Raw genomic sequence first — 13,525 nt, 5'->3', positions numbered from 1 at the left:
ATAACTATGAATATGGAACAAGAAGTTATTAAAGCTGCTACAGGTGTGGCAACTACAGCGGCAAATAAAGGTATAGGTAAACTAACAGATTTAGTCTTTTCTAAACAAATTCGACAGCAAAGAAGATTAGATCATCTTTCATCAGTTCAAGATCAAAAAGATGCAGCGTTTATTCAAAAAGGTCTTGCTGAATTCAGAGATGGGAAATTCATTCTTATAGAAGATCAAATTGGGAATCCTACATCACCTTTAGGTCTAATCCTTTCTCAAAATCATCACAACCAATCTGAAAACTTAGGTAAATGTCTAAATAAAACTTATGAGCATTTATCTGAAAAAACTGACGAAGAAATTAGTGATGAACAGATCTCAGAGACATTTTTTAATAAATGGATGAACTACGGGAAAGAAGTTTCTGAAAATGAATTACAAGATTTATGGGGTAGCATTCTCGCAAAAGAAATTTCAGAGCCAAACTCAATTAACTATTTAGTTTTAAATACGCTTTCTTTAATGAGCAAAAGACACCTAGAAGCCTTTCATGATCTTTTGCCTTTTATCTGCCAAACTTGTTTATTTTGTATTCCTAGCCAAGATTTTCATACGAATTATCCTTTCATGGATCCTCAAATAATTGATGAATTAATGGATTTAAACATTATCAAAAGTATATATCCTTCAGATATATTTACCGTAACGTTTGATTTACAAGATTCCGAAAGTAATGGTCTTCATTCATGTTTAAAACTCAACCAATCCAATCTTCTCTGCTTTAAAACAGTGGATGACCAACCTATCAAACCTACCTTCTTTGGATTAAGTACGATTGCATCAAAGCTTCATCAGATTGCTCTTTCCAAAATACCAATACAGGATTACTGTTCTAAATTAATAGCAAACCTAATGAAAATGCCAAGTTTTTCAAATGTTACAAGTATCGCTCTATATCAAAAAAATGAACTGAACGAACTAGTGCTAAAACAGACGTGGGATATATAAAATTAAATAAAAAAACCTCCCTATTGGGAGGTTTTCTTTTAGCAATTAAAAATTATTTAGAACCTTTAATCCCTGCTTGTAATAACAATGCACCTAGACCACCAATTTTATTTTCTTGCGGTTTAGCAGATTGAGGTTTCTTCGCTTGAGGGCGGTCGCCTTGAGGACGTGCATGTTGTGGACGTTTGCCTTGTGGCTTACGTTCACCGCGTTGTTCCTGATTTTGACCATGAGTTTGCTCACGGCGTGGCTGACGTGGCGCTTTAGCAGGTGCTTCAGAACCTTCAGGACGCATCGACAAATTCACACGGTTACGTTCAGCATCTACAGTTAACACACGAACTTGCACGATTTGACCCGGTTTTACTACTTTGTGCGGATCGGATACAAACTCGTTCGCCAGTTCAGAAATATGGACTAAACCATCTTGGTGTACGCCTACATCCACAAATGCACCGAAGTTGGTGACATTGGTAATCACGCCTTCAAGCTGCATGCCTTCAGTCAATTGTGACACTTCAGTAATGTCTTCACGGAATTTGGCAGTACGGAATTCCGGACGTGGGTCACGACCCGGTTTTTCAAGTTCAGACAATACATCTTGAATGGTTGGCAAACCAAATTGCTCATCTGCAAATTCTTCTGCATTCACTTGGCGGATGATTTCAGAATTGCCAATAATGTCTTTTACCGTAGTGGCTTTTGCTGCAACAATTTTGCTCACCAAAGCATAAGATTCAGGGTGAACCGCAGATGCATCCAGTGGTTCAGAACCATCTTGAATACGCAAGAAACCTGCAGCCTGCTCAAAAGTACGTTCGCCTAAACGTGGCACTTTTTTCAGACTTTGACGGTTATCAAAACGGCCATTTTCTTTACGGAAATCGACAATCTGTTGTGCAATTGATTTATTTAAACCTGCGATATAACCCAGAATTGCTGAAGATGCGGTATTGACATCTACCCCGACCGAGTTCACACAGTCTTCTACTACAGCTTCAAGAGTTTTTGCCAAGCCCGCTTGGTTCACATCGTGTTGGTACTGACCTACACCAATTGATTTCGGATCAATTTTCACAAGTTCTGCTAGTGGATCTTGTAAACGGCGTGCAATTGAAACTGCGCCACGAATGGTAACGTCTAATTCAGGAAGCTCTTGTGAAGCCAGTTCAGAAGCTGAATAAACCGATGCCCCAGCTTCACTCACTGAAACACGCGTTAGATTAAGATCAGCATTTTGAGCCATCATTTCAGCTACAACTGCTTCAGTTTCACGGCTTGCAGTACCATTACCAATAGCAATCAGGTCAACATTGAATTCGCGGCACAGACGTGCAAGTTCAGCAATTGAGCCTTCTTTATCTTCTTTGGGTGCAAACGGGTAAATGGTGCTATGCGCAACCACATCACCAGACTGGTTTACCACCGCCAGTTTCACACCAGTACGGATGCCTGGATCTACACCTAAAGTGCAACGCGCGCCTGCAGGAGCAGAAAGCAATAAATGACGTAAGTTTTCTGCAAATACGTCCATTGCTTCAGCTTCAGCAGCAAGACGTTTTTCAGTCAACAATGAATGTTCGATTTGTGGACGAACCTTGCCTAACCAGAACAGTTTTGCAATTTGTTTCAAGTAGTCTTGACGTGCTTGCGGTTGTACTGTTTCCAGATTGTATTCAGTTTCAATACGCGCAAGGGGTGCATCATCTTCACCATCCACTTTTAAGCCCAAGACATTTTCTTGACGGCCGCGAAGCATTGCAAGCAAGCGATGTGAAGGCACCTTATTGAAGTTTTCTGAAAAATCAAAGTAATCACGGAATTTTTTGCCGACTTCTTTTTTCTCATCACTTGCAACTGCGCTTTTTAAAACTGCTGTTTTAGCAAATGCCGCTTTTAATTCAGTGGTTAAAGCAATGTTTTGTGCCCAGTCATCAAGCAGAATATGCTGGATCGCATCGAGCTGACTTTCTAAATCTGGATAATCTTCATGGCTAAAGCCAGCTAAAGCTTCTGCTGGATCAACTTGTTCGCTAAAGATTTTTTCAGCAATTGGTCCCAAACCTGCTTCTTTGGCTTTAAAAGATTTGCTGGTACGTTTTGGACGGTACGGCGCATAAATCTCTTCTAAGGCATTCTTGGTTTCAGCAGCATTTACACGTGCCAACAAATCATCTGACAATTTATTTTGTTCTTTCAGAGAGTCGATTACTTTTTCACGGCGTTCAAATAAATCACGTAAATACGATAAACGGTTGTCGAGTTGGCGTAACTGGGTATCGTCCAAGCCTTGCGTTACTTCTTTACGGTAACGTGCGATAAATGGAACGCTGGCACCTTCATCAATCAGCTTGATGGCAGCTTCTACTTGATTTGGACGTACGGCAATTTCTTTTGCTAACTGCTGAACTAAGTCAGTCATCGTGTTTGATCCCACAAGGATAAGTACTAAATGGCATGATTATAAAGACCAAGCCCATAAAATCCACAATTGTTTTGATTAAATTTATAAGTGGTTCATATTGCCAATTGATGTCTTTTTCAGAATTTCTCACAAAATTAAGTGACAAGTAGATTTTTACTCTACATATTCAGCAAGATGAACGATAATTTAGATGTATACATTTGGTATCTATGTCTTGATTTTATCTGCAATATTTGTTGCTTTAGAGCATAGCAAACAGATACAAATGAATCGTATACTCAAGGCTATCCGAACTTTTGTTTACGATGACAATAAAGAATAAGGAGCACATCATGAGTTTAGTGGTACCTGCTGAAAAAACAGATCCAGTACAAACTGAAACTGATCGCGTCGAACGCATTCTCGTTGTAGATGACGATGTGCGTTTACGTACGTTGTTACAGCGTTTTCTAGAAGATAAAGGCTTCGTGGTCAAAACCGCTCACGATGCAACGCAAATGGATCGTTTATTGCAGCGCGAACTTTTCTCCTTGATCGTGCTCGATTTTATGCTTCCGGTTGAAGATGGCTTAAGTATTTGCCGTCGTTTACGCCAATCGAATATTGATACACCGATTATCATGCTGACTGCACGTGGTAGCGATTCTGACCGTATTGCCGGGCTAGAAGCGGGTGCCGACGATTACTTGCCTAAGCCTTTTAACCCCAATGAACTGCTGGCGCGTATTCGTGCCGTGTTACGTCGTCAGGTACGTGAAGTTCCGGGTGCACCAAGCCAGCAAATGGAAGTAGTCAGCTTTGGCCCATGGTCACTGGATTTATCTACCCGCACCCTGACTCGTGAAGGTCAAGTGGTAACGTTGACCACAGGTGAGTTCGCGGTACTGAAAGCGTTAGTGCAACATCCACGTGAACCTTTAACCCGTGACAAGTTGATGAATTTGGCGCGTGGTCGTGAATGGGGGGCAATGGAACGCTCGATTGACGTTCAGGTGTCTCGTTTACGTCGTCTGGTTGAAGAAAACCCTGCCCGTGCGCGCTACATTCAAACGGTTTGGGGTGTAGGTTATGTGTTTGTTCCAGATGGTGCTGAATAAGCCAATTTTTATCGGATAAGATAAACTCAAATACTTGTCCGGAAAAGCCATTCGCTGCTGTTCGAAGCATCCTTCAACAGAATTTATAGATGAATGATGGCGAGTTCAGCGAATGGCAAAAGTTTTCTTGCGTAACGGTGTTACTTTTTTAAAAAAGTAACACAACGAGCTCCTTCCATCGAAGGTACAAGCAGTAAGATTCCACCGCGAATAAAATAACTGCAATTTTTAGAATACGCCCACAGGAATCCGGTGTGAAACTCGAACCCATCGACCCGCAAAAATTTACTGATTACGAAGCTTATTCTGAAAAGAAGCGAACCTCATGGAATCGCTTTCTCGACAAAATAAAGCCCCGTTCAGCCGCAATGCGTACCACCGTGCTCGTGTTATTCATTGTATTTTTCAGCTTATTTATGTCGTTGTGGTTCTTCTGGCGTACCCTTTACCTTCCTGAAATTCAACAGCATGCCCGCTATTTAGGGGTCGAACTGGAAATTCTGAATAATCCTGAGTTACGGATTTTTCATAATGATGCCGAAGTGGATGTCGACACCTGGCTAAAAAACCGGGTTGGGATTGAATATGTCACCAACCCCAAAGAATATCCCAATGTAAAGGACAAGGTGATTGCCGAGTTTTTTACCAATCAGATAGAAAAAAAACTGGCGAAAGAACTAAAAATTGAAAATGTCACGGTCTATTTCCAGTTTAAACCCAGTCCGCGTATTTGGATTCAAACCCCGGAAATGAACGGACATTGGGTACGTGAACCCTTAAAAACCTATGCCAACTATAGTCCTGAACTGGTCTATGGCTGGTTATTTGGTGTGCCACTGATTGCCGCTGCCATCATTTTAACCCTGGTTCGCCAGCTAAACCGGCCCTTGCGCCGTTTGCAAAATGCGGCTAACAGCTACAGTAAAACCGGCTCGGCGCCCTATCTTGAAACCAATCATGGGCCACAAGAAATTCGTGAAGTGAACCGGGCTTTCAACCATATGATTTATACCCTGGATCAGACTGAACGCGACCGCCGTATCATGTTGGCAGGGATTTCTCATGACTTGCGTACTCCCCTCACCCGCATCCGCTTAAGTGCAGAAATGATGCCCGATGATGACTTTCTGAAAGAAGGCTTCATTTATGATGTTGAAGATATGGATGCCATTCTGAACCAGTTTATCTCCTACATGCGCGATGGCTCCGATGAAGAACTCCAGGACACTGACATTAATATGCTGTTACAAGAATTAGTGATTCAGTTCAAACCCCTGGATGTGCGTTTTGAAGCGCAAGAAGTGCCGATCATTCAAGCACGTAGCCAGTCTTTAAAGCGCCTGATTGGCAATCTGATTAACAACTCCAAACGCTATGGCGCAGAACCGATCGAGTTATCCGCCAAAGTGGAAAACAATCACCTGCTGATTCGTGTTGCCGACCATGGCGAAGGCATTCCTGAAGACCAAATTGAAGATTTAATGCAACCTTTTGTGCGCGGTAATGAAGCCCGTACCATACAAGGCAGTGGTTTAGGTTTGGCCATAGTGAAACGCATTGTTGATCTTCATCAAGGCAAGCTCACGATCCATAATCGTCCTCAGGGTGGTTTAGAAGCACTTATTTCTTTACCTCTACTACACGATGAAGTTGAGGAAAATATCCCGCAAGGCGCCTTAGGAAAAATTAAACAAACAATCACTGGGCATTTTTAAGGTTTGGTTAATTAACCAACAAACAGTTTTGCTCAGCTATTAATCTATTGGTTTTTAACTACTATAAATCAATAGATTAAAAACCATAAAAAATCGTTATACCCACATTTTTTCAAAAAATTAGACCTTAGCCTAACAGGCATGCACAATTTGTTTTTTGGACGGTACAATCCGTCTAGTTTTGAACAAGAATTGAGCGTAAACCATGTCTTTAGATCGTATTCGTTTAGCGTCACTTCATGACAAAGTCATGAGCGCAGAACAAGCTGCTACTTTTATCCAAGATGGTATGACTGTAGGTATGAGTGGATTTACTCGTGCAGGTGAAGCAAAAGCTGTACCTTTAGCGCTTGTAAAACAAGCTCAAAGTAATCCTTTAAAAATTACTTTAATCACAGGTGCAAGCCTGGGTAACGACCTAGATAAACAATTAACTGAAGCTGGTGTACTTGCTCGTCGTTTACCGTTCCAAGTAGATAATACTTTACGTAAAGCCATTAACAAAGGCGAAGTGATGTTCATCGATCAGCATTTGTCTGAAACGGTTGAGCAAATGCGTAACCTTCAGTTAAAAAAACCTGATGTAGCAGTGATTGAAGCTGTTGCAATCACTGAAGATGGTGGCATCATCCCAACGACTTCTGTAGGTAACTCTGCAAGCTTTGCAATCTTTGCTGAAAAAGTGATTGTAGAAATCAACACCAACTTAAGCCCTGCTTTTGAAGGCTTACACGACATCTACATTCCAACGTATCGTCCAACCCGTCAGCCAATTCCTTTGACCAAGGTTGATGAGCGTATTGGTACACATGCGATCAATATTGATCCGTCTAAGATTGTAGGTATTGTATTTAATGGTGAATATCATGACTCACCATCAACTGTGACTGAGCCAGATGATGAAACTCAAGGTATTGCGAACCACTTGATCGCATTCTTTGAAAAAGAAGTGGCTGAAGGCCGTCTTCCATCTAACCTTGGCCCATTACAAGCAGGTATTGGTTCAATTGCCAACGCTGTATTGACCGGTTTGAAAGATTCAAACTTCGAAGACTTGGTGATGTACTCTGAAGTACTTCAAGACTGTACTTTTGAATTGATTGATGCAGGCAAAATGAAATTTGCTTCAGGTTCATCTATTACCCTTTCTGCTAAATATGGCGAAAAAGTATTTAACAACCTGGAAGCATACAAAGACAAACTTGTGCTTCGTCCACAGGAAATTTCGAACCACCCTGAATTAGTTCGCCGTCTAGGTATTATCGGTATCAATACTGCGCTCGAGTTTGATATTTACGGTAACGTAAACTCAACTCACGTTTGCGGTACTAAAATGATGAACGGTATTGGTGGTTCAGGTGACTTCGCACGTAATGCACACTTGGCAATCTTCGTGACTAAATCGATTGCAAAAGGTGGCGATATTTCTTCTATCGTTCCGTTCGCATCTCACGTAGACCATGCTGAACACGACGTAGACATTCTGGTGACTGAACAGGGTCTTGCTGACTTACGTGGTCTTGCTCCACGTGAACGTGCTCGTGCGATTATCGACAACTGTGCACACCCGATGTACCGTGATGCATTAAATGATTATTTTGATCGTGCATGTGCCAAAGGGGGTCATACTCCACATCTTCTTCGTGAAGCTTTGTCTTGGCATTCTAACTTTGAAGAAACCGGTCACATGTTGGCTGCTTCAGCGGAAGCTAAAAGCGCTTAATCACGCTGCTACATCGCATTAAAAAAAAAAGCGTACTCCGGTACGCTTTTTTATTTTATAGGCAGCTTATCAAACTGAGCCAGCCAACCACGATAAAAACTTAAAGACTATAAGCGCTGCTCAACCGCCTGACGGTTTTGTTTTTTAATTTTTTCCATTTCTGCATTTAACTGCAAAATCTGCTTGTACAAATCATTAAACTGCTTGATCGGTTGATCCTGATAAAACATAAAGGTCTTGTTCTTTTTTTCCCATTGATTATTTTTTAAAACCTGAAATAAAGCATCGGCCTTATTGAGTACTTGCAGTTCTAAGGCAAATAAAGCCTGGCTCTGGTCACTCTCGTGGCTTTCACGCAGGCTATCAGCTAATTGCTGGCGCAGATGTGCCTTGATTGACAACTGTTTGGCTCGAGCCAAGGTATTATCGTGGCGTTGCTGGCTTTGCTGTTGATACTGTGCAGCCAGAAGATGGGCTTGCCGTAGCATCTGCTCTGTTTCTGCAAACTTGTGTGTTCGATCCTGCTCCAAACGGTCAATATTTAAAAATTGATCCCAATGAATCGCTTTAAGATCACGCAAATATTTATTTCTGGCTTCAGCATTCTGAATCATCTGGCTCAGGACGAAGTCTGCCATCACCTTATAATCGCCCTGTAAACGCGGATCTGAAACTTGGATATTGATTGGCTTGGACCAGTCTTGCGCCTGCTGATAAATCAGTTCAGCTTTTTCATACAATACCGTCTGGTAGCTGTGCAGTTGGCTGAGTTCTTTTTGCTGGACCGAATATTGATAAAACATCCAGCCAAATACACTGCATGTTGCCAATGCCAAGATGAGAAAAATTCTGGGCATACCAGACTCCTCTATACCGCCTTTTTTCCATCATAACTTGATTCAGGCTTAAATCGTTCATTTATTAAACAATAAGCACACAAAGTATGCAGGACAACAAATGAGTTAAAACCTAGTCCATGTGCCTTGTTTAAGAAAATGGCTTATTGAAGATTAAACTGCAGGCCTAAAAAAAGCCCTATGAAAAGGGCTTTAAAGAGCTTTATATTACGTCTTTTAAAATCCAGAAGTTAGAACTTATAACCATAAGCCAAGCCTAAAATGTTCTGACTCATTGTCAAATTCGCTTCACCACCACCAAAGTTTGCAGGAATGGACTGGTTACCCTTTACTTCTTTTTCTAAAGCATGGGTATATGCAATGCTGAGCTCTTGATGAGCATCTACATTCCATGTTGTGCCTACGCTCAGATGATCTTGTACGACCCCGGGTGCCAAGATATTCAAGAAGGTTTGATCCGCCGAAATTGGCTGATCGTTATGGCTATACCCGGCACGTAATGTTAATTTTGGATGCACCTGATAGCTTGCTGCAACTTTATACACGTTAATGTCATTCCAGCCAAAGCCCGGACCTTGATCAGAACCAAAGGCATGCCCTTGGAACAGTGGGTTAATCGCATGTCCAACCGAACCTACATCTGAATAGTTAATACGTTCCACATCTGCAGCCACATTCAACTTTGCTGTCAGCTGATAAGCTGCACCAATACCGTAACTTTCAGGTACATCAAAATCACCTTGTTCTGCAAATAAGCCACTGTATTGATCAAAGCGGTCTGCATCAATTTTAGACGCATAATTTGCACCTAGAGTTAAACGCTCATCCAAAAACTTCCCGGCCCAACCCACACGCACGCCCACGCCTGTGGCGGAGTCTTTACCCTTATTACTGAGCTGATCGCCATCAACAGAAAAACCCGCAAAGCCGCTAATACCTTTTGCTTCAAAACGTTGATACAAGATGTTGGTTGCAACACCAATCGATTGATTTTTTGCATAGTGCCAAGAGACAGCAGGAGAAATAAAGATCTGTGACAAATCCACCCCCGCACTCCCTTGATTCCCAAACGCAGCAAATGGATTTTGCTTATAGCTGGTATTCATACCGCCATTGCCATAAATAGCAATCCCCAAATTAACTTGATCATTCACTTGATGGTTATAGGCAAATTCAGGCAGTACGAAATACTTGCGACCATTGCCGTCATAATGACCATTGGCACCCGGTACAGCATTCCCGACTATTTCTGATGAGCGATCAGGTGCAAAAATTGTTGCGCCAATATCGATTCTCGAGCCTATCCAGCTCAACCCTGCCGGGTTATTCGCAATGGTCAATGCATCTTGAAAATGTGCAATCGAGGTCCCGGCATTGCCCTGAGCCTTAATGCCATAACCATGCATAAAATATCCAGTCGTTGCAAATACAGGAGTACTGATCAGCGGCAATAAAACAGTTAATAAACGGATAGAAGTTGGAGTATTCATATTAACAATTAATAAAATAATAATATATTTTTAAGCATATTATTTATTGCTATTCTTGTAATCTAATTAAATTGGAAATGCTTATTTGATATTTTCATAATCATTACAATGCTTAAAGTTTCACTTTGTCTTTAGACCTATATTTTTATGTCATTTGATAAAGTCCTCATTTTTCATTTTTAGATGCTTTAAATTTTAATCTCTACCCCCATCAATAGAATCAAGAAAAGATAAGAGAACTCTCATGCGTGTAGATATTTGGTCAGATGTGGTTTGTCCATTTTGTTATATTGGTAAAAAACGTCTGGAAGCTGCTGCTGAACAAGCAGGTGTAGAACTTGAAGTGCATTGGCATAGCTATGAGCTTGATCCGGAAGCACCCGTTCGTCAGGAAATATCCAACTCTGAGCGTCTCGCACAAAAATATGGCCGCACCCTGGCCGAAGTTGAAGAAATGCAGCGTAATATTGCTGCCATGGCAGCCGAAGAAGGTATTCAGTTCAACTGGGAAAATGCCAACTCGGGTAATACTTTCAATGCCCACCGCATTATTCATTTAGCCCAAAGCAAAGGTTTGGGATCGGAAGCCAAAGAAGCCTTTTTTTACAGCTATATGACTCAAGGATTACCGATCGGCGAGCGCGAAACACTGGAAGATGTCGCAGCACGCATTGGCTTAAATCCGGTTGAAGTGGATGATCTGCTCAATTCAGAAGAATATGCCGACTTTGTTAAATTCGATGAAGAAGTAGCCCGTGATCAGCTCAAAGTGACCGGTGTACCATTCTTTGTTTTTGATCAACGTATCGCGCTAGCGGGTGCACAGCCACGTGAAGTGTTTTTACAGGTGATGGAAAAAGCACAGCAAGCTCCTCAACAAGCCAATATACCAGCTGAAGATACGGCAGTCTGTAAAGAAGATAACTGTGACCTGCCAGAAAAATAAGCTTAAGTCTTATTCTTAGGCAAAGCAAGCAAATGAAAATCCCCAGATAGTGGGGATTTTTTATCTTAAGATTTATTTATCTATTCAATCAACCAAGAAACTAATTTTTAAATTCACCCGATATTCTGTAATTTTTTTATCCTTAATCACCACCTTTTGTTCATTAATCCATGCACCTTGCACATTTTTAACTGTTTCGGTGACTTTCTCGATTCCAGTTTGAATAGCATCTTCAAAACTTTTATTACTGCTTGAATTAACCTCAACCACTTTTGCTATAGCCATTGTTTTCACCTCAGGTTTTATTATTTTGAGCCCTGATCATAGGATATTTTTTAAACAAAAAAGTAAGTTTTAACATTACAGCGCAAAAACTTACATCCAGGTCACATTATCTGTTTTTGCTGCGTGCTTATTACAAAAGACAACTTATCTATACAAGGCTTGGACACAATAAAAAGTGCAATTCGCTAGGCTAGTATGCGGAATATCTCGGTTCCAAATCATGAAATTTATAGAGGTAAATATGAACACTGAAACACAAAATGCTGCTGTTGATGCTACCCCTGAACAACGTCCATGTGCAAAATCCCGTTTTTCCCCGACAGTAACAGGTGCACTGATTGGCGCAGTTGCTGGTAGCGTATTACCTGTTTTTGGCACTTTCAGCGGGGCCATTATTGGAGGTGTGGCTGGCAAGGTTTATGAGAAAAAATGCCAGAATTCATGCCATAAAATGTAGAATTTATTTATATTTTTAAAAGATTTAAGGCAGATTGCTAAAGAACGATCTGCCTTAGAGCAAAGACTCTAAACATATGATATATATAATTTTTTAAACTCGCCATTCATCTTTTTTAGCCCTTAAACCCTTACTTAATTTGATCATTTATTGATATTATTCATGTGAAGTTTATTTTTACCCATCTCCTTGCCTGGTTTATTTTTTTAATATTCCAGACATCCTTGCATCTAAAGGAAAAAAATGATGAACGTGATTAAATCGTTTTTGGCTGTAGCTGTTGTGGCTTACTCTGCCCATGTATCTGCTCAAATTGTTTATATTCCAGATTTCCCTGTTAAAAAAGCGGTTGAAACAATGAATGCTGAACAAAAAGCACCTGCTACTGATGCTGTCGAGCACAGTGTAACTGGATCTAAAAAAGCTGCTTAACCAGCGCTACAAATAAAAACCAGACTGCGTGATCTCCGTCTGGTTTTTTTATGTCCATTAATCAGCAGCTTATTTTTCAGCTTTTATTCAGACAAAATTTCTTCTTTGTCGCAATTTCATCCCTTTCTTTTCAAAACTATTCAACAACTACAAACTTATTGCAGGATTTGTCTCGACCTCGCCAAAAAAAGTTGCTTGTTTTTTATTTAAAATTTACATTTTTTGCAAATTATGTCTATAAATGCTCAAAAACTGACAATTTTTTTCATGCTTTTTCTTGCTAAATACATATAATCAAAACAATTAAACAAATAATTCACTCTATCAAAAGTGTTCATATGCAAGAACTTCAAGCGCTGATTCAAGGGAAGATTCCTCCGCAAACGGTCAACATCGACAAGTTGGTCGTGCTTGCTGAGCATTACCCTCAGCCCACGTCTGCAGAATACAAATTACTTGAACTTGCGATTAATATCGTATTGGCAAGTTATCTAGAAAAAGCACAAAAGCATCTCTAGAGGTCAGCGCATGAATGTATTGGAAAAAGCCAAGCTGATTAAAGAATTAAATCAACTCCTCGATGGATTGGAGCAACGTTCCTTATCTTTTTTTGAAATTGCCCGATCAAAAGCACGGGTAAAAGAAATCTTTGCTTTATGCGATGAACCCATTTTTAAAAAACAGATCTTAAAATTTAAATCACACATCCAGCCTGAAAAAGCAGCCAAAGATTTTGCTGCTCAAACCTTGTTTCAGCTCTCTTTTCGTGGCGTATTTCAGCAAGATAGTGCGCTAGAAAAAGCCCTTTATCTGCATCCGGATTTTGGTTGGGCGATTCTGTATGACCCACACCAAGGTTGGCAAATCTGGTTAATTCCCGCAGCAAACCGTACCGCCTTAATCAGCGAATGGGGAAATCTGGATGACACTTATCATTGGATGCTGGAACAACAGCAGAGCTATCGCTGCCTAAAAACCGACCATGAACTCAAGCAAATCCAGAGTTTTGTTGCGCAACAGATAGCCAAGGCTTTAACCGAGACCGAGACCGAGACCGAGACCGAGACCGAGACCGAGACCGAGACCGAGACCGAGACCG

12 protein-coding genes and 1 pseudogene are annotated in these 13,525 nt (G+C 40.9%); 9 read left to right on the top strand and 4 right to left on the bottom strand.

All coding sequences use genetic code 11. The features are described 5' to 3' along the window. The first annotated feature begins 6 nt into the window (after positions 1 to 6). Positions 7 to 999 (top strand): DUF2806 domain-containing protein, encoded by a 993-nt coding sequence (locus tag LZZ98_RS05600; protein ID WP_237787014.1) that lies wholly within the window; start codon positions 7 to 9, stop codon positions 997 to 999. A 52-nt stretch (positions 1,000 to 1,051) separates the two neighbouring features. On the opposite strand, the gene LZZ98_RS05595 is transcribed toward LZZ98_RS05600, so the two are convergent. Continuing rightward, positions 1,052 to 3,421 carry a Tex family protein gene (locus LZZ98_RS05595; protein ID WP_237787013.1) on the bottom strand — a complete coding sequence of 790 codons (2,370 nt, stop codon included), beginning with the start codon at positions 3,419 to 3,421 and terminating at the stop codon, positions 1,052 to 1,054. A gap of 335 nt (positions 3,422 to 3,756) precedes the next feature. On the opposite strand from LZZ98_RS05595, the gene ompR reads away from it, so the two are divergent. From ompR to LZZ98_RS05580, 3 genes are all read left to right on the top strand, one after another. Then, complete coding sequence (gene ompR, locus LZZ98_RS05590) at positions 3,757 to 4,521, top strand: osmolarity response regulator transcription factor OmpR (RefSeq protein ID WP_086174583.1); 765 nt, start codon at positions 3,757 to 3,759, stop codon at positions 4,519 to 4,521. 254 nt (positions 4,522 to 4,775) lie between these two features. After that, positions 4,776 to 6,236, top strand: a complete 1,461-nt coding sequence (locus tag LZZ98_RS05585; protein ID WP_237787012.1) for an ATP-binding protein — start codon at positions 4,776 to 4,778, stop codon at positions 6,234 to 6,236. 205 nt (positions 6,237 to 6,441) lie between these two features. Continuing rightward, positions 6,442 to 7,959, top strand: coding sequence for an acetyl-CoA hydrolase/transferase family protein (locus LZZ98_RS05580; RefSeq protein ID WP_237787011.1), 1,518 nt, complete (start codon positions 6,442 to 6,444; stop codon positions 7,957 to 7,959). A gap of 107 nt (positions 7,960 to 8,066) precedes the next feature. Here the strand turns inward: LZZ98_RS05580 and LZZ98_RS05575 are convergent, their stop codons facing one another. Both LZZ98_RS05575 and LZZ98_RS05570 read right to left on the bottom strand, forming a co-directional pair. Then, the gene (locus tag LZZ98_RS05575; RefSeq protein ID WP_237787010.1) at positions 8,067 to 8,816 is read right to left on the bottom strand and encodes a hypothetical protein; all 750 of its coding nucleotides are present in this window, start codon (positions 8,814 to 8,816) and stop codon (positions 8,067 to 8,069) included. A 230-nt stretch (positions 8,817 to 9,046) separates the two neighbouring features. Beyond that, positions 9,047 to 10,306: an OmpP1/FadL family transporter gene (locus LZZ98_RS05570; RefSeq protein WP_237787009.1), complete on the bottom strand. Its 1,260-nt coding sequence runs from the start codon at positions 10,304 to 10,306 to the stop codon at positions 9,047 to 9,049. A 244-nt stretch (positions 10,307 to 10,550) separates the two neighbouring features. On the opposite strand from LZZ98_RS05570, the gene LZZ98_RS05565 reads away from it, so the two are divergent. After that, a complete protein-coding gene (locus LZZ98_RS05565) occupies positions 10,551 to 11,252 on the top strand; it encodes a DsbA family oxidoreductase (protein WP_237787008.1) in 702 nt (233 codons plus the stop codon). A gap of 84 nt (positions 11,253 to 11,336) precedes the next feature. On the opposite strand, the gene LZZ98_RS05560 is transcribed toward LZZ98_RS05565, so the two are convergent. Next, positions 11,337 to 11,537 carry a dodecin family protein gene (locus LZZ98_RS05560; protein WP_086174588.1) on the bottom strand — a complete coding sequence of 67 codons (201 nt, stop codon included), beginning with the start codon at positions 11,535 to 11,537 and terminating at the stop codon, positions 11,337 to 11,339. Between the two features lie 241 nt (positions 11,538 to 11,778). On the opposite strand from LZZ98_RS05560, the gene LZZ98_RS05555 reads away from it, so the two are divergent. The 4 genes and pseudogenes from LZZ98_RS05555 to LZZ98_RS05540 all read left to right on the top strand — a co-directional run. Further along, complete coding sequence (locus LZZ98_RS05555) at positions 11,779 to 11,994, top strand: glycine zipper domain-containing protein (RefSeq protein ID WP_086174589.1); 216 nt, start codon at positions 11,779 to 11,781, stop codon at positions 11,992 to 11,994. 243 nt (positions 11,995 to 12,237) lie between these two features. Next, positions 12,238 to 12,426: a hypothetical protein gene (locus LZZ98_RS05550; protein WP_237787007.1), complete on the top strand. Its 189-nt coding sequence runs from the start codon at positions 12,238 to 12,240 to the stop codon at positions 12,424 to 12,426. A 338-nt stretch (positions 12,427 to 12,764) separates the two neighbouring features. Next, positions 12,765 to 12,944 carry a hypothetical protein gene (locus LZZ98_RS05545; protein WP_237787006.1) on the top strand — a complete coding sequence of 60 codons (180 nt, stop codon included), beginning with the start codon at positions 12,765 to 12,767 and terminating at the stop codon, positions 12,942 to 12,944. Between the two features lie 10 nt (positions 12,945 to 12,954). Next, positions 12,955 to 13,525, top strand: a pseudogene (locus LZZ98_RS05540) (hypothetical protein); the annotation flags it as partial.

The organism is Acinetobacter sp. SM34, assembly GCF_022012365.1.
Lineage (GTDB): Bacteria > Pseudomonadota > Gammaproteobacteria > Pseudomonadales > Moraxellaceae > Acinetobacter.
This window is presented reverse-complemented; position numbering and strand designations above follow the sequence as displayed.

Excerpts from the sequence above, each read along its gene's own strand:
- LZZ98_RS05555 (WP_086174589.1), top strand. The coding sequence starts at position 11,779 with ATGAACACTGAAACACAAAATGCTGCTGTTGATGCTACCCCTGAACAA.
- LZZ98_RS05545 (WP_237787006.1), top strand. The coding sequence starts at position 12,765 with ATGCAAGAACTTCAAGCGCTGATTCAAGGGAAGATTCCTCCGCAAACG.
- LZZ98_RS05595 (WP_237787013.1), bottom strand. The coding sequence starts at position 3,421 with ATGACTGACTTAGTTCAGCAGTTAGCAAAAGAAATTGCCGTACGTCCA.
- LZZ98_RS05570 (WP_237787009.1), bottom strand. The coding sequence starts at position 10,306 with ATGAATACTCCAACTTCTATCCGTTTATTAACTGTTTTATTGCCGCTG.
- LZZ98_RS05560 (WP_086174588.1), bottom strand. The coding sequence starts at position 11,537 with ATGGCTATAGCAAAAGTGGTTGAGGTTAATTCAAGCAGTAATAAAAGT.
- ompR (WP_086174583.1), top strand. The coding sequence starts at position 3,757 with ATGAGTTTAGTGGTACCTGCTGAAAAAACAGATCCAGTACAAACTGAA.
- LZZ98_RS05575 (WP_237787010.1), bottom strand. The coding sequence starts at position 8,816 with ATGCCCAGAATTTTTCTCATCTTGGCATTGGCAACATGCAGTGTATTT.
- LZZ98_RS05565 (WP_237787008.1), top strand. The coding sequence starts at position 10,551 with ATGCGTGTAGATATTTGGTCAGATGTGGTTTGTCCATTTTGTTATATT.
- LZZ98_RS05600 (WP_237787014.1), top strand. The coding sequence starts at position 7 with ATGAATATGGAACAAGAAGTTATTAAAGCTGCTACAGGTGTGGCAACT.
- LZZ98_RS05550 (WP_237787007.1), top strand. The coding sequence starts at position 12,238 with ATGATGAACGTGATTAAATCGTTTTTGGCTGTAGCTGTTGTGGCTTAC.
- LZZ98_RS05580 (WP_237787011.1), top strand. The coding sequence starts at position 6,442 with ATGTCTTTAGATCGTATTCGTTTAGCGTCACTTCATGACAAAGTCATG.